General features: G+C 62.3%; 22 protein-coding genes and 1 tRNA gene. 6 read left to right on the plus strand and 17 right to left on the minus strand.

The window, feature by feature from the left end:
- Nucleotides 1-57: 57 nt before the first annotated feature.
- The 4 genes from AC2FNJ_RS01680 to purB all read right to left on the minus strand — a co-directional run bounded on the left by AC2FNJ_RS01680 (nucleotide 58) and on the right by purB (nucleotide 3,459).
- Nucleotides 58-1,068, minus strand: coding sequence for a flagellar motor switch protein FliG (locus AC2FNJ_RS01680; protein WP_496761905.1), 1,011 nt, complete (start codon nucleotides 1,066-1,068; stop codon nucleotides 58-60).
- Between the two features lie 154 nt (nucleotides 1,069-1,222).
- Nucleotides 1,223-1,771 carry a tetratricopeptide repeat protein gene (locus AC2FNJ_RS01685; protein WP_496761906.1) on the minus strand — a complete coding sequence of 183 codons (549 nt, stop codon included), beginning with the start codon at nucleotides 1,769-1,771 and terminating at the stop codon, nucleotides 1,223-1,225.
- A gap of 107 nt (nucleotides 1,772-1,878) precedes the next feature.
- The gene (locus AC2FNJ_RS01690; RefSeq protein WP_496761908.1) at nucleotides 1,879-2,034 is read right to left on the minus strand and encodes a chitin-binding domain-containing protein; all 156 of its coding nucleotides are present in this window, start codon (nucleotides 2,032-2,034) and stop codon (nucleotides 1,879-1,881) included.
- A gap of 120 nt (nucleotides 2,035-2,154) precedes the next feature.
- The gene (purB, locus tag AC2FNJ_RS01695; protein WP_496761910.1) at nucleotides 2,155-3,459 is read right to left on the minus strand and encodes an adenylosuccinate lyase; all 1,305 of its coding nucleotides are present in this window, start codon (nucleotides 3,457-3,459) and stop codon (nucleotides 2,155-2,157) included.
- A gap of 87 nt (nucleotides 3,460-3,546) precedes the next feature.
- Here purB and AC2FNJ_RS01700 point away from each other — a divergent pair, with 87 nt between their 5' ends.
- From AC2FNJ_RS01700 to AC2FNJ_RS01710, 3 genes are all read left to right on the plus strand, one after another.
- Nucleotides 3,547-3,879, plus strand: a complete 333-nt coding sequence (locus AC2FNJ_RS01700; RefSeq protein WP_496761911.1) for a hypothetical protein — start codon at nucleotides 3,547-3,549, stop codon at nucleotides 3,877-3,879.
- Nucleotides 3,876-4,298, plus strand: coding sequence for a DUF6314 family protein (locus AC2FNJ_RS01705; protein ID WP_496761913.1), 423 nt, complete (start codon nucleotides 3,876-3,878; stop codon nucleotides 4,296-4,298). The genes AC2FNJ_RS01700 and AC2FNJ_RS01705 overlap by 4 nt, the downstream gene beginning before the upstream one ends.
- A gap of 76 nt (nucleotides 4,299-4,374) precedes the next feature.
- On the plus strand, nucleotides 4,375-4,962 hold the full coding sequence (locus AC2FNJ_RS01710; RefSeq protein ID WP_496761914.1) for a biotin transporter BioY: 588 nt from the start codon (nucleotides 4,375-4,377) through the stop codon (nucleotides 4,960-4,962).
- Nucleotides 4,963-5,095: 133 nt separating this feature from the next.
- On the opposite strand, the gene AC2FNJ_RS01715 is transcribed toward AC2FNJ_RS01710, so the two are convergent.
- Nucleotides 5,096-6,310, minus strand: a complete 1,215-nt coding sequence (locus AC2FNJ_RS01715) for a bifunctional alpha/beta hydrolase/OsmC family protein (protein WP_496761915.1) — start codon at nucleotides 6,308-6,310, stop codon at nucleotides 5,096-5,098.
- A 146-nt stretch (nucleotides 6,311-6,456) separates the two neighbouring features.
- Nucleotides 6,457-7,800 (minus strand): dimethylsulfonioproprionate lyase DddP, encoded by a 1,344-nt coding sequence (dddP, locus tag AC2FNJ_RS01720; RefSeq protein ID WP_496761917.1) that lies wholly within the window; start codon nucleotides 7,798-7,800, stop codon nucleotides 6,457-6,459.
- A 124-nt stretch (nucleotides 7,801-7,924) separates the two neighbouring features.
- Between dddP and AC2FNJ_RS01725 the strand changes: the two genes are divergently transcribed.
- Complete coding sequence (locus AC2FNJ_RS01725) at nucleotides 7,925-8,677, plus strand: heme-dependent oxidative N-demethylase family protein (protein WP_496761918.1); 753 nt, start codon at nucleotides 7,925-7,927, stop codon at nucleotides 8,675-8,677.
- Nucleotides 8,678-8,885: 208 nt separating this feature from the next.
- On the opposite strand, the gene AC2FNJ_RS01730 is transcribed toward AC2FNJ_RS01725, so the two are convergent.
- The 5 genes from AC2FNJ_RS01730 to AC2FNJ_RS01750 form a co-directional block, all read right to left on the minus strand.
- Nucleotides 8,886-9,800 (minus strand): hypothetical protein, encoded by a 915-nt coding sequence (locus AC2FNJ_RS01730; protein ID WP_496761920.1) that lies wholly within the window; start codon nucleotides 9,798-9,800, stop codon nucleotides 8,886-8,888.
- A 197-nt stretch (nucleotides 9,801-9,997) separates the two neighbouring features.
- Nucleotides 9,998-10,792 (minus strand): lytic murein transglycosylase, encoded by a 795-nt coding sequence (locus AC2FNJ_RS01735; protein WP_496761922.1) that lies wholly within the window; start codon nucleotides 10,790-10,792, stop codon nucleotides 9,998-10,000.
- A gap of 28 nt (nucleotides 10,793-10,820) precedes the next feature.
- Nucleotides 10,821-11,657, minus strand: a complete 837-nt coding sequence (locus tag AC2FNJ_RS01740) for an amino acid ABC transporter substrate-binding protein (protein WP_496761923.1) — start codon at nucleotides 11,655-11,657, stop codon at nucleotides 10,821-10,823.
- A 140-nt stretch (nucleotides 11,658-11,797) separates the two neighbouring features.
- Nucleotides 11,798-13,204 (minus strand): type I glutamate--ammonia ligase, encoded by a 1,407-nt coding sequence (glnA, locus tag AC2FNJ_RS01745; protein WP_496761925.1) that lies wholly within the window; start codon nucleotides 13,202-13,204, stop codon nucleotides 11,798-11,800.
- Between the two features lie 36 nt (nucleotides 13,205-13,240).
- Entirely contained in the window at nucleotides 13,241-13,579 is a 339-nt protein-coding gene (locus tag AC2FNJ_RS01750; protein ID WP_496761926.1) for a P-II family nitrogen regulator, read from the minus strand.
- 168 nt (nucleotides 13,580-13,747) lie between these two features.
- On the opposite strand from AC2FNJ_RS01750, the gene AC2FNJ_RS01755 reads away from it, so the two are divergent.
- Both AC2FNJ_RS01755 and AC2FNJ_RS01760 read left to right on the plus strand, forming a co-directional pair.
- Nucleotides 13,748-15,349, plus strand: a complete 1,602-nt coding sequence (locus tag AC2FNJ_RS01755; RefSeq protein ID WP_496761928.1) for an NAD(P)H-hydrate dehydratase — start codon at nucleotides 13,748-13,750, stop codon at nucleotides 15,347-15,349.
- Between the two features lie 76 nt (nucleotides 15,350-15,425).
- A tRNA-Leu gene (locus AC2FNJ_RS01760) sits at nucleotides 15,426-15,510 on the plus strand.
- Nucleotides 15,511-15,594: 84 nt separating this feature from the next.
- On the opposite strand, the gene AC2FNJ_RS01765 is transcribed toward AC2FNJ_RS01760, so the two are convergent.
- From AC2FNJ_RS01765 to AC2FNJ_RS01790, 6 genes are all read right to left on the minus strand, one after another.
- Nucleotides 15,595-16,626, minus strand: a complete 1,032-nt coding sequence (locus AC2FNJ_RS01765) for a site-specific integrase (protein ID WP_496761930.1) — start codon at nucleotides 16,624-16,626, stop codon at nucleotides 15,595-15,597.
- Nucleotides 16,623-16,838 (minus strand): helix-turn-helix transcriptional regulator, encoded by a 216-nt coding sequence (locus AC2FNJ_RS01770; protein ID WP_496761931.1) that lies wholly within the window; start codon nucleotides 16,836-16,838, stop codon nucleotides 16,623-16,625. Before AC2FNJ_RS01770 ends, AC2FNJ_RS01765 begins: the two co-directional genes overlap by 4 nt.
- A 49-nt stretch (nucleotides 16,839-16,887) precedes the next feature.
- On the minus strand, nucleotides 16,888-17,370 hold the full coding sequence (locus tag AC2FNJ_RS01775) for a hypothetical protein (RefSeq protein ID WP_496761932.1): 483 nt from the start codon (nucleotides 17,368-17,370) through the stop codon (nucleotides 16,888-16,890).
- 188 nt (nucleotides 17,371-17,558) lie between these two features.
- A complete protein-coding gene (locus AC2FNJ_RS01780) occupies nucleotides 17,559-18,029 on the minus strand; it encodes a hypothetical protein (protein ID WP_496761933.1) in 471 nt (156 codons plus the stop codon).
- A gap of 457 nt (nucleotides 18,030-18,486) precedes the next feature.
- Entirely contained in the window at nucleotides 18,487-18,795 is a 309-nt protein-coding gene (locus tag AC2FNJ_RS01785; protein ID WP_496761934.1) for a phage tail assembly chaperone, read from the minus strand.
- Nucleotides 18,796-18,821: 26 nt separating this feature from the next.
- Nucleotides 18,822-21,149 carry a phage tail tape measure protein gene (locus AC2FNJ_RS01790; protein ID WP_496761936.1) on the minus strand — a complete coding sequence of 776 codons (2,328 nt, stop codon included), beginning with the start codon at nucleotides 21,147-21,149 and terminating at the stop codon, nucleotides 18,822-18,824.
- Nucleotides 21,150-21,154: the final 5 nt, after the last annotated feature.

The following is a 21,154-nucleotide window of genomic DNA, read 5'->3' on the forward strand; positions in this document are numbered from 1 at the left end:
ACGCGCTGCGTCGGTCCATCCGTCCAGGAAGGAATGCCGCGACGTTCCAGGTGTGACTCAGACGTCCTCTTCTTCCGGTTCGACGAGGGTTATCGCGCCCTCATCGACCTGCGCCCGGATCGCCCCGACGATCTCGGTCATGGCCTGTTCCGCCTCGGACGGTTTGACCTTGCCACGCTCACCGATTTCCTCGCGCAGGTTTTCGGACATCCGGTTGGAGAGGTTCGACAACAGGAACTCCGCCGCGGTCCGGTCGCCGTCGCTTTCGGCCCCGGCGAGGGCCGTCACAAGAACCGGTTGCTCGACGCCTCGGAGCACCGCGGGCACGTCGCGCGGGTTCAGCCGCAACGGGATATGGGCGAAGGTGAAGATCACCTTGCGGACATTGCTGGCGAATTCCGCGTCTTCCTCGTCCAGCGCGGTCAGCAGTCCGTCACGCGTGGCGGCGGGAGACTGGTTCAGGATCGCGCCGACCCGGGCATCCGGCGGTTCCTTGAAGGCGGGAACCGCCCGCTGGTCCAGTTGCGCGGCCAGCGACCAGCCGATCCGGTCCACCGCCTCGGGCGTGACATTCGCGGTCTGCGAGACGGCATAGGTAATCCGGCGCGCCACCGGCCCAGGCAGCTTGCCAAGCAAGGCCGCGGCCTTTGGCGTGTCGAGTTTGGACAGCAGCACCGCAGCCACTTCGGTGCTTTCCGCCTGGGCCATGGCGGCCAGTTCGTCAGGGTCCAGCGCCCGCAGGCGCTGCCAGGGGTCGCCCGCTTGCCGAACCCCAGCCTCCTTGCGCAGCCGCGCCGCCGTGGCAGCGCCGATCTTGCCATTCATCGCATCCAGCGCCCCGGCCAGACCATGCGGAAAAGCGAGTCCGATTCCCTCGAGTATTTCCACGAACTCCTGCGCTACGGCGGACAGGGTGACGCGATCCACCAATCCCATGCGCCCCATCTGCTGTGTCAGACGCGCCTGCAGGTCTTCGGGCAACTCTTCCAGCGGGATATCCGCCCCTTCGTTGAGAAGTAGCCGCACGACGACCGCCGCCTTTTCCAGATTGGTCAGATCCCGGGGCACACGCCGTTCTTCCGGCGGATCACATTCGGCACCGAGGCGTTGACCAGCCGGTGCCGCCTGAACCAAAGCACTGCCGTTCCGCATTGCCTGCATCATCCAACGCTGTCATTCCGACCGCGAGGATAGTGGCGCGCAGGTAAAGAAAGGCTGAAGCTCAATAGCTGTATGTCAGGCCGGTCCGGATCGCATCCCGCAACGAGGTCTCGGGCCATGTGCCTTCGCCGCCACGGGCCTTGATTTCGCGCCATTGTTCGATGGCGCGCGCGGTCTTTCCTTCGGCGACGAAACCCTGGCCCATGTAGCTGCGGGCCGGCAGATTGTCGGGATTGGCGTCGATCGCTTGCTGGTAGAACGCGTTGGCAAGTTCCACTTCGCCCATCTTGCGGTATGTGAAGCCCCAATAGGTCAGAACGCGGTCGTCCTGCTGATCGTCCATGACCCTCAACACGTTCTGGGCATGTTCGTACTGTCCGTCATAGGCCAGTTCACGCGCGGCATCGTAGAGTTCGTCGTCGGTGAAGTTGGTTCTGTTCGGTTTCACGCATTTTTGCGTGTCCACGTCCCAGACCCGGCCGAACAGGCACTTCTTGGTGGTCTTTGTCGTCGTTGGCGGGTTGGCGCTGCCGCCGCCCGCGGCTTCGGCATGGGTGGGGGCAAGGGCAAATCCGGAAAAGGCAATCGCGGTGGCAAGCAACAAGCGCATCGAAGGACTCCGATTCAAAATGATCATTTCGTGTTTATCATAGCCTCAAGTCGAAAAAAGCGAGCCGATTGTGGCCCGCTTCTTTTCAAACTTCGGTGAGGTCAGGTTCAGCTGTTGACCTCTTCCACGCAACTGTGGGTTTCGCTGTTCCACACAGTGCCCGGCGCACAGGACTGAGCCTGCTGCTGATGCGCCTGGCAGGCCAGCGCGGCGGACGCCGTCAGCCCTAGGACCACGGCGCAGGCGAGCGTCTTGATCGTCATCGCATGTCTCCTCCAACGACTCTCAATCGCATCATACCCGTTTTCCCGCGATCTGGCAAAGCGAGCCTTTTCGGCACGGATCTTGGAACGAAACGGGCACCTTGCGCCGGATGTCTCGGCTCACTCTCCGAAGACTCGGGCAAAGATCGTGTCGACATGCTTGGTGTGATAGCCGAGATCGAACTTTTCTTCGATTTTCGCGGGGCTCAGCGCCGCCGTCACGTCGGGATCGCCAAGAAGCTCGGTCTTGAAGTCCTTGCCGTCCTCCCAGACCTTCATCGCGTTGCGCTGCACCAGGCGATAGGCGTCCTCGCGGCTCACGCCGGCCTGGGTCAGCGCCAGCAGCACCCTCTGCGACATCACCAGACCGCGGAACTTGTTCATGTTGGCCAGCATATTGTCGGGATAGACGACAAGGTTCTCGATCACGCCCGCAAGCCGGTTCAGCGCGAAATCCAGGGTCACGGTGGCGTCCGGGCCGATTCCACGCTCGACGGAGGAATGCGAGATATCGCGCTCGTGCCACAGCGCCACGTTCTCCATCGCCGGAATCACCGCCATGCGCACCAGCCGCGCCAGCCCGGTCAGGTTTTCGGTCAGGACCGGGTTGCGCTTGTGCGGCATCGCCGACGAGCCCTTCTGACCCTTGGAAAAGAACTCCTCGGCCTCCAGCACTTCGGTGCGCTGCATGTGGCGGATCTCGACGGCGATGTTCTCGATCGAACTGGCGATCACCCCCAGCGTGGCAAAGAACATGGCGTGGCGGTCGCGCGGGATGACCTGCGTGCTGATCGGTTCGGGCCGAAGGCCCAGCTTTTCGCAGACATGCTCTTCAACCCTTGGGTCGATATTGGCGAAGGTTCCGACCGCGCCCGAAATCGCGCCGGTCGCCACTTCCCATCTCGCCTTTTCCAGGCGGTTCTTGTTGCGGTCCATTTCGGCATAGAACCGGGCAAAGGTCAGGCCCATCGTGGTTGGCTCGGCATGGATGCCGTGGCTGCGCCCGATGCGAACCGTGTCCTTGTGTTCGTAGGCGCGTTTCCTGAGCGCCGCCAGCACCCGATCCATGTCCGCCAGCAGAATGTCGGCCGCCCGCACCAACTGGATGTTCAGCGTGGTGTCCAACACGTCCGAGCTGGTCATGCCCTGATGCACGAACCGCGCTTCATCATTGCCGATGATTTCGGCCAGATGCGTCAGAAAGGCGATCACGTCGTGCTTGGTGACGGCCTCGATCTCGTCGATCCGGGCCACGTCGAACTCGACATCCCTGGCCTTCCACACCGCCTCGGCATTTGCCTTGGGGATCACGCCCAACTCGGCCTGGGCATCGCAGGCATGCGCCTCGATCTCGTACCAGATGCGGAACTTGGTCTCGGGCGACCAGATGGCGACCATGTCAGGGCGGGAATAGCGGGGGATCATTGGCAACGGCACCTTTTTGTGATTGGCAGGAGCGATGGCGCGGGTCTTAGACTCGCGCGGACGCATGGACAAGGCAGGAGAGCGCGGATGAGACGGTTTGCCCTGATTCTGGCGACAGCGCCCTCGGTAGTTTTGGCCGATGGGTTCCAGCACCTGAACGGCGATGAGATTCTTGCCGCGCTCGCCGGGCACACGCTGCACTATCGGGACGGCGCGCGGCAGAGTTTCGAGCCGACGATGGAGACCCTGTATGTCTCGGACCGTCCCAGCATCGGCCGCTGGGCCGTACGGGACGACCAGTATTGTTCGCTCTGGCCACCCTCGGATGTCTGGGCCTGCTACGACGTTGAACGCCAGGGCGAAACCATCCGGTTCATCGGGCCTGGCGGCGACATCACCGATGGAGACTACGCACGGTGACGCTGCCCCGGACGATCGCGGATTTCGAAGGCGAATGGGCGCTGAGTCGGGTGATCGACGACCGCCTTGCCGGCCATGCCTTGCAAGGGCAGGGGGTCGCGACGCTGCGTCGCAGCGGCGATGGCTTTGTCTATGACGAGGAACTTGCACTCCGTGTGCCCGGGCAGCCTCCCATGCGCGGGACGCGCCGTTACCTGTGGCATCAGGAGTCGAAGCATATCCTGATACGTTTTGAAGATGGCCGTTATTTTCATAAGTTTACCCTAGGTCAACGTGAGTCGAGCGATCACCATGACTGCGCCCCCGACAGCTATGACGCCGCCTATGATTTTTCCGGCTGGCCGTGCTGGAGGGTCCGGTGGTCCGTTTCCGGCCCGCGCAAGTCCTACGAAATGCAGACGGAATTCGCGCGGCGGTGAAGGAAACGACTTGCAGCACCGGGCGTGACAAGGCATTCCTGTGTGCCAATACCAAAGAGAACTGGGAGACCATGAAATGAACATGAGTGTTCTGGCCGACGCAATCGGCCCGCGCGAAGGAACGGCCCTGCGGGTCAAACAGGTGGTTCTGGTGGCGCTGGGCATCGTCGCCCTGGCGGTGGCCGCCAAGATCAAAGTGCCGATGTGGCCGGTTCCGATCACCATGGGTACGTTCGCCGTGCTGACCATCGGCACGGCCTATGGCGCGCGCCTCGGGCTCGTGACCATGCTGGGCTATCTGCTGGTCGGCGCGCTGGGCTTTGACGTTTTCGCCAACTCCTCGGCAGAAAAATACGGCCTGACCTACATGATGGGCGGCACTGGCGGCTATCTTGTGGGGTATCTGCTGGCCACCGTGCTGCTGGGCGCCCTGGCCGCTCGTGGCTGGGACCGCAGCTTCGGCAAGATGGCATTGGCGCTGGTTCTGGCCAATGTCGTCATCTACGTTCCCGGCTTGCTGTGGCTGGGCCAGCTCTATGGCTGGGACAAGCCGATCCTCGAATGGGGCCTGACGCCGTTCCTGGTTGGCGACGCGATCAAACTCGTTCTCGCAGCGCTTCTGATCCCGGGCCTTTGGAAACTGGTCGGCAGCGCCCGCGGTTGATCCACGCGATAATGCACGACACCCCGCGTCCGGCATCGCCGGGCGCGGTTTTTTTTTGAGGCCAAGGCCGCTCCACGTCATGGCCAATTCGCGATTTTGAGGCGCGTGGACCAAACCCGTCACGGAAATCGACCTATGGCACCAGCTCGGTCGTCACGTGGGATGCGCCTTCCAGGGTCCGATGCACGGGACACTTGTCCGCGATCTCACGCAGCTTTTGTCGCTGCTCCGCGTCCAGCGGCCCGTCCAACCGTATCTTGCGCCGGAAATGGTCGATCTTGCCGTCGGATTGCAGCCCGGCATCCTGCGCATGGACCTTGTCGTGGCAGACATCGACGCTCACACCTTTCAAAGGCCAGCCCTTGCGACGGGCATACATGCGGATCGTCATCGACGTGCAGGCCCCAAGCCCGGCCGCCAGGAAACCATAGGGCGACATGCCGCGATCCGTCCCGCCGTAAGACACCGGTTCGTCCGCCACGGCATGATGGTTCGGGCCGGACTGAACGTCCTGCAGGAACCCGTTCGGATCCGCCTCGGTCACGCGGACAACGCCTTCGGGCGCTCCGGGCGGCGGCGCGGGCGGCGACAAGCCCAGATAGCGCGACACCCAGGCCGAAATCACCTCGGCGGCATATTCGGCATCTGCGGCGCGCGTGATCAGGTGATCGGCATCGTCCAGGGTGACAAAGCTCTTGGGGTGTTTCGCGGACAGAAAGATTTGGCTGGCATTGTCGATGCTCACGGTCTCATCGCGGGGCGCGTGCAGCACCAGCAAAGCGGCCTTGAGCCCGCCGATGGCCTCGGTCAGGGAGGCTTCGGAGATATCGTCGACAAACGCCTTGCCGATGCGAAAGGGCCTGCCGCCCAATTGCACTTCGGCGGTGCCTTCGGCCTGAATCCGCGGAATCGCTTCTTCGAAATGATGCGCGACATGGCTTGGATCGGCCGGAGCCCCCAGTGTCACCACCGCCTTGACCGACGGAATACCGGCCCGCGCGCGCAGCACCGCCGCCCCGCCCAGTGAATGGCCGATCAGCAAGCTGGGCGCCATGTCCCGTCCGGATAGATACCGCGCCGCCGCAACCAGGTCGTCCACGTTCGAGGTGAAGGTGGTGTTGGCGAATTCCCCCTCGGAATGCCCCAGACCGGTGAAATCGAACCTCAGAACCGCAATGCCCATCGCCGCCAGACGGGCCGCGATCCGACGCGCGGCGGGGATGTCCTTGGAGCAGGTGAAGCAATGCGCAAACAGCGCCGTGGCAACAACCGGCCCATCGGGCAGATCCAGGCGCGCGGCAAGCTGGTTGCCGTCATGGCCGGCAAAGGTAATGCGTTCGGTGGGCATGGCGGGACTCCTTGGTGACTTGGCCAAGAGTGGGTTGCCATGCCAGCGACAACAAGCTTTGTGTCCGTCCAATCACGCGGAGGTGACACTTGCCGAAGCCGCGGCCGTGCCCGTCGAAAGCTTGCGCGAACAGCGCAGTGCCCCCCTCAGTCTTCGCCCATCAGCGCCTTGTCGAACGGATAGGTCGTCAGGTTCTCATATCCGTCCTCGGTGATCAGAACCTGATCCTCCAGCTTGATCGAGAAATCGCCGCCCACTTCGCCCACGCAGGCTTCGACGCAGAGCACCATGCCCGGCTCCAGCGCATAGTCATAAGCGCCTGCAACGGCCTTGTCGGGATAGGCCACCAGGGGCCATTCATCGCACAGGCCCACACCGTGCATCAGGCATCCGTATTTCTGCGCCTGGAACTTGTCGTCCAGCTTGTGGCAGTTGGCCGTCAGGTCGGGGATCATCACGCCGGGCTTCAGCATCTGCATGTTGGTCATGATGTGCTCATGCGCGTGCTGCATCGCATAGATCATGTCGGGGCGCGGTTTCTGGTCGCCGATCCACCAGGTGCGCGAAATGTCGATGCAGATGCCATAGCTGCCGATCAGATCGGTATCAAAGGCGATGATCTCGTTTCTCTGGGTGATCCGCGGGCCGCATTCCTGAAACCACGGGTTGGTGCGCTGCCCCGAGGCCAGCAGCCGGGTCTCGATCCACTCGCCGCCGCGCTTGATGTTCTCGGCGTGCAGTACGGCCCATATGTCATCCTCGCTGGTCTTGCCATCGCCGACATGGGCGCGGGCGAATTTCTCCATCTCGGCCACGGCGGTCTCGCAGGCGTGGCTGGCGCAGCGCATGGCCAGGATCTCGTCAGCGCCCTTGATGGCGCGGGTCTTTTCGGTGACCTCCTCGCCCTCCATGATCTCGAACCCCTGCGCCTCGAGCGCACGCAGACCGTGCAGCATGATCTTGTCCACCGCCAGCCGCTTGTTGCCGCCGCCATGCTCCTCGATCAGCACCCGCACCTCGTTCGAGAACACGTCGGCGGCCACATCCACCTTGTCGCCCCGGTCGAAATAGAACAGGTCCGCACCCGAGCGCTGCTCGCGCACCAGCGGGTTGAAAGTGGAAAGGAAGGGCGAGTTCTTGTAGTCCCAGATCACCATGTAGCCATCGGCGCACAGCAGCACGGCCCGGAAGGGGTTGTGCGTGTTCCAAAGCTGCATGTTGGTGCTGTCGGTCGCGTATCGGATGTTGAGCGGGTCGAACATCAAGAGCCCGCCATAGCCCCTATCGACGATCGCCTGCGTCAGCCGCCGCCAGCGATACTCGCGCATCCGTTCCAGGTTGGGCAACTGCAGCCCGGCCGCCTCCCATTCGGCAAAGGCCAGTTGAGTGGGGCCGATCTCGATCCGGTCATTGTCGTTGGGCGTGCCGTCGCCCAGCGCCGCACCGCGGCTGGGGTCGATCTTGCGGCTGTCTCGATAATGCGTGTTCACGGCGCGCCTCCCTGCTTGCCCGGTCAGACTGCGAGTCTCTTGACTCACGGTCGCCAAGGTTTGCGACGGGGGACTCGTCGTTTTTGTGCCGACAGACGACATTTCCGGTGCTAACCGGGATGGAATGACGGAGATCCTGCAGAAATCGATTCCCTATGACCCTCTGACCAGCCGGCCGCTACCGGGCGTCCAGCCGCTGCGGATCGAGGACTGGCTGCATCGCGACGACGCCTTCGCCGAGCAGATGGCGCGCCGCGAGGAACTCCTGTCCGAACGGCGCGCGGATGTCATCGCCCTGGACGACGGCGCGCGTTCCGCCGCGGAGGAACTTCTTGCCAGTGTTCTGCATCGGGCCTATCCCGTCGCCGGCGACGCGGTGACCCGGCCGGACGGCGCGGTCGTCAGACTCGACCGGAATGATCCGCTCGGCACCCTGGGCCGGATCGTGCAGGAGGATTTCTGCATCCTGCAGAAACGCGCGGACGCGCATGTTCTGACCGGTGCGGTCCTGTGTTTTCCGGCCAGTTGGACGCTGTCCGAGAAGTTTCTGCATCCACTGCTCGCGATTCATGCGCCTGTCGCGAGTTACGACGCCAACATCGCGCGCAGGGTTCAGCGGCTTTTCGACGGGATTCAGCCGGACCGCCCCCTGTGGCGCTACAACGCGCTCTGGTATCGGGATGCCGAACTTTTCCAGCCGCGCCGCGCCAGCGCGCCGCGCCCGGATCGCGATGCCGCGGGCGCGCCGTTTCTGCGCAGCGAACGACAATGCCTGCTGCGCCTGCCGCAGAGCCGGGCCGTGATCTTTTCGATCCACACCTACGTGTTGGCAGCCTCTGATTTTCGCTGCCCAGAGTCCGGCGCGGATCGGCGCTGACAGCAAACAGCGCGGCACCCAAAAAAGATTCCTCGCACGCCCGCCCGCGACCGGCCTCACCGGCTCAAGCAGCAGGTGCCGCAACACCTGCCGGGGCGCTCATGAAGCCGATGCTTCTTTCTGGTTCCAAATACCCCGGGGTGAATTGCCCACAGGGCAAGAGGGGCAGAGCCCCTGATCCCCGCAGGCCAAGGGAACACCCGCGGCCCTAGATCCCGATCGCTGAAGCCAGATCGGCGATCGCGCCGCTGCGTTCCAGCATCACGATGGCTGCGGTGTAGGACAGAACCTGCGTGTTGAGTCGGAAATCCTCGCCGCGGATCAGGTTGACGGCGGCCAGCGATACGGCGACCGGAGTTGCCAGAAAGGCGACAACCCCGGTCATGCACCAACTGGACAACCTTTGCAGATCGCGGCGGAGCGCCTCTTCCGGGTCGGGTTCGTCCTCCGCCGCCTGATCCGCTTCTGCTCGAAAGGTCAGCGCCAGCACCTGATCGTCAAAAAACTCGGCGTGCTTGTTCTGCGTATCTTGTTCCGCATCGGTCTCAGGGCTCGGTGCCAGTTGCCGCTCGGAACTCTTGTCCGAAGAACCGGGCGCAAAAGGACCGCAGACCGAACCGAAGACCTGCCGGCGTCCGCGCAGGCGGCTGGGCGACAGGTTCGCGAAAGCGCTCATGAATTGCTCGACGCTCAGGGTGGAGGACGGCGACAGCCATTCGATGCGCTCCGGGGTCCGCGCGTCCACCAGCCGATAGATCATGACCACCAGCATCATTTCCGAGATTTCCCGGTCGTCCAACAAGTCCGAAACCGGCGTCATCGTGATCACCAGCCGGTTTCGCGGGGATGGACGCGGCGCCGCGGACGCGCCTTTCAGACCGGCGGCCCGGTCGAGGCACTGATGCCGGCTTTCTTCGCGGGGAAGATCGGTCTCCAGATGCAGGCGCACCAGGTACTGGCTCGAAACGACGCGCGCGTCGTGGGCGCTCAGCAGAGCGCGGCGCTCGACGTGGTGCCCATAGTCCTCCAGCGTCGCAGCCACGATCCGGCTGAACTCGTCCAGCGCGGCTTCCGTTGTGCCCGCAAATACAAGACCACCGTGGTACCTGTCCTTTTGCGTCACTGCCAGAATCCTCCTATGCGTGTATTGCTGTTGCAAAGACTACCTCACGATGTAGCGGAAAGTTAGACCGAAAGCGAATTGTTTCGATCAAACTTCTGGATTGATCTCGGAATGGAAACCACAACACCTAGGGGAACGCCGGCAAGATCGCGTCGAAATGCGGCGATGTTGTGGCGCGAGCCGCGCAACCGGGATGCTCAGCCGTCGATTCGCTGGGCGATTATGGCAATCGCCTTCTGGTAGACCGACGCGCTGTTCCATTGTTCGATGACCTTGAAGTTCGGCTGCCCCGGCTGATAGCCGCGACCGGGTTTCCAACCCTTCTGGCGCAGAAAGTTGGCGGTCGAAGCCAACGCGTCGGTCATGTTGTAGAAATCCACCCGCCCGTCGCCCGTCGCATCGACGCCATAGACCAGCGCATTGCCCGGCAGAAACTGGGTATGGCCAAGCTCGCCATGTTTTGCACCTTTTGTCGCCATGGAGATCGAGCCCTGATCGACCAGCTTCAGCGCACCGATGACGTGCGGGATGAAGAAGTCGGAGCGGCGGCAATCATAGGCCAATGTCGTGATTGCGGAAACGACTTGACTGTCGCCCATGAAGCGGCCAAAGCCCGTTTCCATGCCGTGAATGGCGATGAGAACGCCGGCCGGGACGCCGTATTGGCGCTCGAGCGCCGCATAGAAGTTCGGGTTTGCGGCCTTGCGCTTGCGGCCCTGAGACACGATCGCGTTCGCGCCCCGGACCTGCATGAACTTGTCGAGGGAATACCTGAAACTCTTCTGGTTGCGGTCGGCCGCGATGGTCCGCGTCGCGTAGTGCGTCTGAGCCAGCGCCTTAAGCCCCTGCCGGCCGACCCCGGCGCGTTTGGCCTGTTGGGCAAAGTCCTTTTTCCAGGCGTCGAACCCGGCGCCGGTGTTGCCGCAGGGGGCGGCGGAACCAGCCGCCGGAAGCAGCGCGAGAAGAATGGTGATCAGGGTGGAAATACGCATGGGCGAAACTCGGGTCATGCAATGCGGGTCAGGGCAGGGTCGGGGCAATCACGAAAAGGGCTTGCAAGGCCGCGCCCGGTTCGACACCGGGCAGGGTGGCGCGAAAGATCTCCTCCATCTGGCCATCGGCATAGAGGTCCGACAGAATGCTGTCGATCAGCAGGCGGAACTCGGTATCGCCGCGCGCCAGGGCGAGCCCGTGCTTCTCGATCGTCATGATCTGGTTCGACAGTTTGAAATCGCTGGCAAGGTTGCCCGTCGCGTAGTTGAAAAGCAGGATCGACTGATCGGCGAAATAGGCATCGATCTCGCCCGAGACCAGGGCGCCGATCCCGTCGGGATGAGCGGCGAACCGCACCATCTCGGCATCCAGACCTTCCGCCGTAAAGGTGTTGGTCACGGCCTGTTCGGTGGTCGTGTCGCTGCGGAAACCGATCCTCTTGCCCGCAAGTTGCCCCAGATCGTCGCTGGCATCCCGTGGCAGCAGAACCGAAGTTCCGTCGATATAGGTGGGTATCGAGAAATCAACCGCTTCGCGACGGGAAAGCGTGATTGTCGCCGCGCCGCAAAGCAGGTCGATTTCGCCCGAGGCAACCTTGTCGAACCGCTCGCCGGTTCCCACGGTCACGAATTCGGCGTGAAGAGTTTCCATGTCGAGGGCATCGGCGATGCCCTGTGCGATGCGGTCGCAAACCAGCGGCGAATATCCGGCCGGGCGTCCCTGACCGTCGACATAGGACAGCGGGGCGGCATCGCTGCGAAAGCCGATGTTCAGCGTGCCGCTGGACCGGATTCGGTCGATCGTCTGGGCGTGGCCGGCCGCGGCGAGCAGTCCGGCGGCGAGGGTCAGGAAAACGAAGCGCATGAAACAAGTCCTTCGGTCTGAAATCATTTTCAGCCTAACGCCGCCCGGTCGAAGGTCAAAGGGAATTCCGCCGGCGCCTCTCCAAGCAAAAAGGGCGCCGCCACGGGCGCCCTTTTCTCAGGCTTGAAACCTGCAGCCGGTCAGCAGCTGTAGTACATGGCGTATTCGACCGGGTGCGGGGTGTGTTCGTAGGTTTCGACCTCTTCCATCTTCAGCGCGATGTAGCCGTCGATCTGGTCCTTGGTGAACACGTCACCCTGCAGCAGGAAGTCGTGGTCGTTGGCCAACGCCTCCAGTGCCTCGCGCAGGCTGCCGCAGACGGTCGGGATCCCGGCCAGTTCCTCGGCGGGCAGATCGTACAGGTTCTTGTCCATGGCTTCGCCCGGATCGATTTTGTTCTTGATCCCGTCCAGACCTGCCATCAGCAGGGCCGCAAAGGCCAGGTAGGGGTTTGCCGACGGGTCGGGAAAGCGGGCCTCGACGCGCTTGGCCTTGGGGCTTTCGGTCCACGGAATACGCACGCAGCCCGAGCGGTTGCGGGCCGAATAGGCGCGCAGGACCGGAGCCTCGAAACCGGGGATCAGGCGTTTGTAGCTGTTGGTGCCCGGATTGGTGAAGGCGTTCAGCGTCTTGGCGTGTTTCAGGACGCCGCCGATGTACCACAGCGCCTCGTCCGACAGATCAGCATATTTGTCACCGGCAAAGAGCGGCTTGTTGTCCTTCCAGATCGACATGTTCACGTGCATCCCGGTGCCGTTGTCGCCCGCGATGGGCTTGGGCATGAAGGTCGCCGATTTTCCATAGGCGTGCGCCACGTTGTGGATGACGTATTTGTACTTCTGCAGTTCGTCGGCCTGCTTGGTCAGAGTGTCGAAGATCAGGCCCAGTTCGTGCTGGCACGAGGCCACCTCGTGGTGGTGCTTGTCCACCTTCATGCCGAGACGCTTCATGGTGCTCAGCATTTCCGACCGCAGATCCTGCGATTCATCGACCGGGTTCACCGGGAAATAGCCGCCCTTGACGCCGGGGCGGTGCCCCATGTTGCCCATCTCGTACTCGGTGTCGGTGTTCCACGACGCATCGGTCGCATCGACTTCATAGGACACCTTGTTGATCGAGTTCGAATACCGCACGTCGTCGAACAGGAAGAACTCGGCCTCGGGGCCGAAATAGGCCGCGTCGCCAATGCCGGAGGATCTCAGATAGGCTTCGGCCTTTTCCGCTGTGCCGCGCGGGTCGCGTTCGTACGGTTCGCCGGTATCCGGCTCGACCACGCTGCAGTGCAGACAGATGGTCTTTTCCGCATAGAACGGATCGACATAGGCACTGGCGGTGTCGGGCATCAGTTTCATGTCCGACGCTTCGATCGATTTCCAGCCGGCGATGGACGAACCGTCGAACATGAAACCTTCTTCCAGAAAGTCTTCGTCGACCTGGTCCGACAGCACGGTCACATGCTGCAGCTTGCCGCGCGGGTCGGTGAAGCGGATGTCGACATATTCGGCATCTTCTTCCTTGATCAGTTGAAGAACTGCGTCCTTGCTCATGTTTTTTCGTCCTTTGTTTGCGATCTCGGATGTTGCTTACAATGCGTCCGAACCGGTCTCGCCGGTGCGGATGCGGATGGCCTGTTCGACGGGGGAGACAAAGATCTTGCCGTCCCCGATCTTGTTGGTCTTGGCGGCGGCGATGATGGCCTCTATGGCGGAGTCGACCTGATCGTCGTCCAGCACCACCTCGACCTTGACCTTCGGCAGGAAGTCCACCACGTATTCCGCCCCGCGGTAGAGTTCGGTGTGGCCCTTCTGACGGCCGAATCCCTTGACCTCGATCACGCTCAGACCCTGAACGCCCACGTCCTGAAGCGCCTCTTTGACTTCGTCCAGTTTGAATGGCTTGATGATGGCCTCGATCTTCTTCATCGGGTGTCCCTCGCATGCTTGTCAGGCTGGCTCAGATCACGTCTAAGAAGGGGCGGCAATGCGTTTGCGCGGATGGCCGCCGTGCACCGTGCCGAAACCGTAGCGTTGGTGAAGTTTTGGGCGCGTTGCACAAAAAAAGCGCAAAAGTGAATCGCAAGGAGAGGTGAGATGGCGGAATTGCTGACGGCTGCACAAATGCGGGCGGTGGAGCAAGAGGCAATCGAGTCCGGCCAGGCAACCGGTCAGGCGCTGATGGAGAAGGCCGGGCGGGGCATTCTCGAGGCGATCTTCGAAGAATGGCCGGATCTGGCCAAAGCGCCGCAGCGCGCCGTTGTTCTGTGCGGACCCGGCAACAACGGTGGCGATGGATTCGTTGTGGCACGGTTGCTCAGGCAATGGGGGTGGGAGGTTGCTACCTATCTCTATGGCGACCCCGAAAGACTGCCCCCCGATGCGAAGCTGAATTTCGAAAGGTGGAAGGCACTGGGCGGGGCGGTCCACCCCATCGAAACCTTCAGTGACGTGCCCGGGGGCCCGCTGGCTCTGGCCGTCGATGCGTTGTTCGGAACGGGCCTGGCACGTGGGCTCGATGACGTGGCTGCGCAAGCGGTCCGGCTGCTGGGGATCATGCGCCAGCAACCTGCGCCGGTTCGCGTGGTGGCCGTTGACATGCCATCGGGTTATTGCGCGGACAGTGGCCGCCGTCTGTCCGAAAGGCCCGAGGCCAGTGACCGGTTCGTGCAAAGGCTGCCGGGCGCAGACCTGACGGTGACGTTCGAGCGCCTTCGGCTGGGGCATCGCCTGGACGAGGCGGCCCAGGTCTCGGGCAAGGTGGTCGTCAAGCCGCTTGGGATCTCTCATCCGTTGGATGGGGCGCTATTCAACAGCAAGAGCCCGATCGTCGAAGAGTGCCGGCTATATCCGCATTTGCTTGCCAAGGACGAAGGCGGGCACAAGTATGCGCACGGTCACGCCCTGATCCTGTCGGGCGGGGCGGGCAAGACCGGGGCCGCGAGGCTGGCGGCGCGTGGCGCGTTGCGGATCGGGGCCGGATTGGTGACACTCGGCGTGCCGCCGTCGGCTCAGATGGAGGTGGCGAGCCAGATCACGGCGCTGATGCTGCGGCGTATCGACGGGGCCGACGGCCTGGCCGAGGTGCTTGCGGACGAGCGCCTGAACGCGCTGTGCCTGGGGCCGGGGCTTGGGGTCGAGCGGGCGCGCGAACTCGTCCCGGTGGCGCTGGGGCAGGGCGGCGTGAAACCACGCCCGACGGTGCTGGACGCGGACGCGCTGACCGCCTTTGCCGAAGATCCCGGCGAGTTGCTCGACCTTGTTCACGAGGAATGCGTTCTGACCCCGCATGGCGGCGAATTCGCGCGCCTGTTCCCGGATATCGCGGCAAGGCTCGGCGAGCCCGCGGTGAAAGGCCCGGCTTTTTCCAAGGTCGACGCCGCCCGCCAAGCCGCTGAACGCGCGGGCTGCGTCGTTCTCCTCAAGGGGCCGGACACGGTGATTGCGAAACCGGATGGCGGCTGCTCGGTCGGGTCCGCGCATTGTGAGCGGGCCGCTCCCTGGTTGGCGACGGCTGGCGCTGGGGACGTGCTGGCGGGATTCATAACGGGCCTGCTGGCACGTGGATTCGCGCCGATGCGTGCTGCGGAAACCGGGGCCGTGCTGCATGTTGAATGCGCCCGCTCGTTTGGCCCCGGCCTGATAGCCGAAGACCTGCCCGAGGAACTGCCCCGCGTGTTGCGTGAACTGGTGGGGTGAAGGCACAGATTCCCCCTCGCGCTCGGCCCAAAGCTTTGCTATTGAGCGCCTCACCTCGGGGTTTCGACCCATTCGTGCGGGTGTGGCGAAATTGGTAGACGCACCAGATTTAGGTTCTGGCGCCGCAAGGCGTGGGGGTTCAAGTCCCTCCACCCGCACCATTCTGTTTTCATTGACGTTTTCAGCATCTTGCTCTCTTAGCCTCCGTTTTTGGTTTTGTGAGTTTCGCACTCAGTTTCGCACTTTCACGTTCTGATCTTGTTCTGTTCCTGCTTGTCGCGCTTCTGTTGCGCACGCTTCGATGCCGCTTTCTGATCGCGTCGGGCGCGATACTTTCGCACCATTTCCATCGTTTTGTGACCTGTGACGGCTTGGACCTCTGCATCCCCGCAACCGGCATCCGACAACTGCACGGCCGCTGTGTAGCGCCAGCCGTGAGGGACCAATCGACTTTTCCCGTGCATGATGCCCAGAGCGGTGCGGACATCCTCGACGGTCTTCTGAGCCGCCCGCTTGCCTATGGGCTGGCTCAAGTTCTTTGCCATGATGTGACGCCCCTTGCGGGGTAGGCGAGCGAGATAATTTCGCAGCCGCTCGGGGCAGTAGATCCACATGTGCGCGCCGGTCTTCTCCTGCACCACGCGCATGTATTCCCCGTCGAAGTCATCCCAACGCATTGCGATGCAGTCTCCAATGCGCTGCCCCGTACCAATGCACAGCTCATAGATCGTTCGGGCGTCGGTCAGATCGTGCCGGTCGCAGTACCGCTCGAAAGCTTCCAGCCTATCCGCGGGCCACGGCTCGTATTCGCCGCCCTTCAGCTTTGCGATATCGACGACCGGATTCCTATCGATCCATTCCAGATCGACCGCCTGCCTACAGAGGATGCTAAGAACAGCAACGCGCTCGTTCGCTTTCGACCATGTGTCGGCCAGTTTGTCGCGGGCGGCGATGGCATGCTTGCGCCGAAAGAGCCGCATATCCTTGTCACCGTTCTTTTCCCGGATGGCTTCACAATGGCGCCGGTAGTTGGCTTGTGTGCCCTTCGCCAAGGCCTTGAACGCTGCGGAATTGTAGTAGTGAATGATCAGTTTGTTCCAGGTGGTTCGGGCCGGTGTGTTGCGCCTGCCGTTGCGCGTCGCCCAATACTCCCGGCTGAATTCCTCGGTATCCGGATCGCTTGGCAGCCTGCGGCGAAACTTGCCTTTCCGGAAATAGATGTACTGCCGACCTTTGATGGTCTTGAATTCGAGATACGGAAGATCGGGTCGCTTCATGTTTCGAAATCCTCGTCTCCAACCTTTTCACCTGTCAGAACGGCGGCGATCTCAGACACCCGCCACCGGGGATGCTTTCCGCCGATCAGGACAGGCTGAGGCAAGGCCGCTTGCTCGACCAGCTCCACAAACTCTGAAACCGTGAGGGACAGGAGCTTTGCGGCTTCCTGCTCTTTCACGGCCAACCGGTTTGTGGAGTTGGTGCGAGGCATGGCTAGGCTGCGCTCGATTGATCAAGGCGGGCGAACGGCCAGGCGATGATCACCCCTGGCTCCTGTGTTCCGTGACAAGGGCGGTGAACTCGCTCATTGCTTCGGCACCCGCCTGCCGGCCTTTGCGCGCAGCCAGGTCAAGAGCGAACGCCTCCGCGATTTCCCACCCGGCCCGCTCCAAGGGCACCATTACGGAAACATCCTCCTCCGGATCGGCAGCGCCACGTAAAATTTCGCGACCACGCGTGTAAAAATGGACCGGCTCGTAATTGAGAAATGCCGTCAGGGTGTTGGCGTTGTTTGCGGCCTTGCAGGCGCTATCGCCCGAAAAACCTTCACCGATCAGACGTTTCGCGACATATGCAGCTAGTACATCAGCAAACGTGAAGGCGGCAGGATAGCCTCGTCCCCCTCGGCAACGATCCAGCAAACCGTACCGCTTGCCCCACGTTCCAAGGGTCTCGACGGGCGTTCCGAGAGTGGAAGCCGTTGCGTTTGAATCGATGGTTATTGAAGTGATGACTGGCCGCATAGCTGGGCTCCTTAGGTTCATGTTGACCTTATAATGCACCAGGACGCTAAAAGGTCAACATGAACTTTAATGCAGGCACTAGATTCACTGCCTTGGTATCAAATCAGCCTCAAACACCCGGTGGATCAGCTCTTTAAGTTGGAAGACAGTCATAGAGCGAAACAACGCTTCGAGGGTCTATTTTGCTATCACACGGGCACCGGACCCGTCACCGTTTTCAGGCCGGTCATCATAGTTTCTGCCAGGTCTCGGGCCACTCCCTCTGGCTCACTCAAGTTGTAGCCGTCGGTCAAAGCAAGCTCGATTTGGGCGATCAACCCCTCATCGGTCGTGGCGGGAGTTTGCGTCAGCTTGGCCTCGATCCTGCGCAAGCGTGACCAGATCGCATCGTGGTCGCCGGGATATTCGGTGTTGATCTTGTCCCGCAGGATTTTCCATTCAAACAGCCACTCAGTATGCGGGTCCGGAATGGCTCGGAGCGCGGCGATTTCCCTAGCTTTGTCCAACAGCAGTTGCAGAGCATCCTGAAAGCCTCGGTCATAATCACTGAGTTGTTGTGCCAATGGCGTTTGCGTGACACCCGCCAACGGGGTTGCGGCGGCGGCGATACCAGCGGTCACAGCGGCTCTACGTGTCATTTCGATTTTGGATTCTGTCATTTGTCATTCTCTCTGGTTTGGCTTTCCAAGGCCATGCCAGCGGCGGGCTGGCGCCGGGGCGTTGGAAACCTGCCAGAGAGACAGGCCAGGCGTATTTGCCTTGCGGCTCTTGTATTTCGCCTGCACCCCGACATAAGGTGTCGAAGTCAGACGCCCGCCAAGGCAGTCTGCCATAAACCGCAATTGTCCGCTCAAACGGACGAATTTCCAATAAGGATGCGGTTGTCTCTGGTCCGGGTTTCCACGCCCACGGACACCTTGCCGAAAAACTGCGAGTTGCGCAATGCCCCATTGGGGGCTGCTGCGTCATACTGCTGATCCCAAATTCGGGTTCTCTCCAAAATTGGAGACATCCCATTCCAGGCCTTGCTCGATCAATTTGCGAGTAGCGCTTCCCAAGATAACTGCCCCGGCCTTGGAGCACCGCCACGCTCTTCGAACACGTCGGTGCAATCCATCATTTTAGAAACGCGTCGAACGCCTCTGCAGTCAACTCCGACTTAGACGCTTGCCTGGCGCCCGCGCGCAGCCAAGCCCGATCGAGCGCGCAGATCATCTCGACGTGGTGCGGTTGCAGCGGCGTCCGGTAGAGCCGCGACCACGCTTCGATCTCGATAAAGCTGATCGGGTTCGGCCCCGCGCCGCCATACGACCGGGACCGAGACAGGACCAGAAATGCTTGCCAGATCAGCCGGCCAGCCTCAGGGACGTTTGGCGGCTGACCCGTTTTCAGGTGCAGCTGCATCGCGTCCACAAGTTGCTGCATCAGCCTGTCAGTACCTCTGCGCAACATCATCCCCGCACTCTCGGATCTCTACCAATTTGCTGAACTCGTGCGGGCAGAGCGCTCCGGTCGTATTCCCTGACGACATTGACCGCAACGCCGTGTGACCGATTGACGATTCGTGCATCCAGATCCTCTGACAGCCGCACATCCATCGCCACATGGATCTCACTGCGAGTATTCTGGGCGGGCATCAGTTGCGGGCGTCCCGGGCCGGGCCCTGCAACAAGCCCCCCGTTTGCATAACCCGGGACGCCATTGTTGATGGCTTCCAGCAAAGGCCTCACGCCCGGTTTGCGCACCTGCGAAGCCTGAACAACGAACTCGCCACCATGAACGACACCCTTGGGCTCGTATTTTCCCCCAGGCCCGGTGAAGCCGCCCGACGCAAAGCCAAGAAGGTTTCCGAGAAACGCGACGAAGCCGTTATCGCCTCCGGAATCGACCAGATCCCGGATGCCTTTCTGCAGTTGCAGTCTGGCGATCTCCATCAACAGGTCGACCACGGCGTCCCGCGCGGATTTCGAGCCGTCGATCAGAGCGCTGAAGATGTCTCCCATCGCATCCGCTCCACGCTCGGCCGCGTCTTCAACCTCTTCCATCTGGTCCGCGGCGTGGTCAGCCGCATCCCCAGCGGTCACGTAGGCCCGCGCCAGGGCGTCGATCTCCGCCAGAAGTTCAGGCGTGACCTGCTTGCCTGCCTTCGAGGCGGCGTTCATCAGCTCCGCGCGTTTGCGAGCGAAGTCGATTGCGGATCCATATTCCTTTCCGCTCGCGGCCACGGCCGTCAATGCAGCCGCCTCGGCATTGAGTGCCGCCGTGCGTTCCTTGATCCGCGCGACCGCCGCCGCGAAACCATCGCGCGCGCCGCCGGAGCCGCCGTCGGAGCCGCCGCCGGAGCCGATATCCGGTTCGCCAAGCAGCGCTGGTGCCTGCCTGGGGCGGATCGTCTCTTCCGGGGCGAACTCACTCGTGCGCCGCTTCCCGCCCCGCCGAGGCGGCCCTGCGCTGAACTCTCCGGGCAGGCTTGCCTTCAGTTCCTGCGCCCGCCCGATGGCGCGCTCGAGCGCCGTTCCGATGTCGCCGATCGCCTCGATGACGCCGGAAAACCGTACCGCGTCGATGGCCTCCAGCTCGGCCGCGACATCCTGTGCCTCGCCCACCAGTTCCGTCACTTCGCTTTCAAACTCTGCCGCTTCGATCTTGCCGTTTTCCAGCTCATCGACCAGGCGCTTCAGGTCGGACAGAATGCCAGCCAGGGCAAATCGGGACTCGGTGTCGTCGATCTCGAAAACCCGCACACCGTCGGGCCCGGTCATCTGGTTGATCAACCCGAAAAGTTCGTCGTAAGTTCCGTGCAGGCTTCGCAGGTCGTCCGCATGGGATGCAATGGCGTCCTTGTCGTCTTCCAGCCTGGCGGCCAGATCGGACCCCAGAACCGCCTCTGCCCGTTCCAGATCGCCGAAGATCCCTTCGAGATCCTTCTTGGCGCTCAGCATCCCCTCGATGCCTTCGGCAAAGGCAACGGCCATGGTTTTGCCGAAGGTGCTGATGCGGGCCTGAAGTTCCTGGAATTTGCGATCCAGTTCGTCCGCCTTTTCGATCATCTCGGAATCCATGACCGCGCCGAGCTCATGCGCGCGCCCGATGGTCGCCCTGAGCCCGCGTTCGCCCTGGCTGAGAAGCTCGACGAAGCGTTCGCCAGCAGTGCCGCCGAACAGTTCATCGGCCACCCGGATCTGCGCGGCCCGGTCGAGGCCCTCCATTCGATCGATAATGTCGAGCATTAGTTCGGACGGGTCTTCCAGCGCCTTTTCGAGTTTCCGGGCATCGAACCCGAGGCGGGAAAACGCTTCCGCCGCCGTGCCTTTGCCCGTGATGACGAATTCGTCCGCGCGCAGGTTCAGTTCCTTGAACCCATCGATCAGGGAATCGACCGCGATCCGGTTCTGCTCTGCAACGAATTTCCATTCCTGAAAAGTTTTCACGTCGAGGCCGGATCTCTTGGCCTCATCGCCAACGGTCGCGATACCTTTCACCACGTCCGACAGATTGCTGGAGAACCCTGCAAAGGCGGCCGTGATGGCCCCACCGGCCAGGCCGCCGATCATCGCCTTGCTGAAGGCACCGATCTTCACGGAACTGGTCGCCAGCGCCCTGTTGATCCCGGTGGTCGAGCGCATCATGTCGCGCTCCATGGCCTGCGTCGCGGAGCGCGATCCGCGGCGAAGCCGGGTATAGGATGTGGTTCCTCGTTTTTCGGCCCGCTTCATCCGCTTTTCGAATTCCGCTATGCGGGCCTCGAGTTGGACGATCAATCTCTCTTCATCAGGCATCTACC

The sequence above is a fragment of the Ruegeria sp. BHSB196 genome, assembly GCF_059613135.1.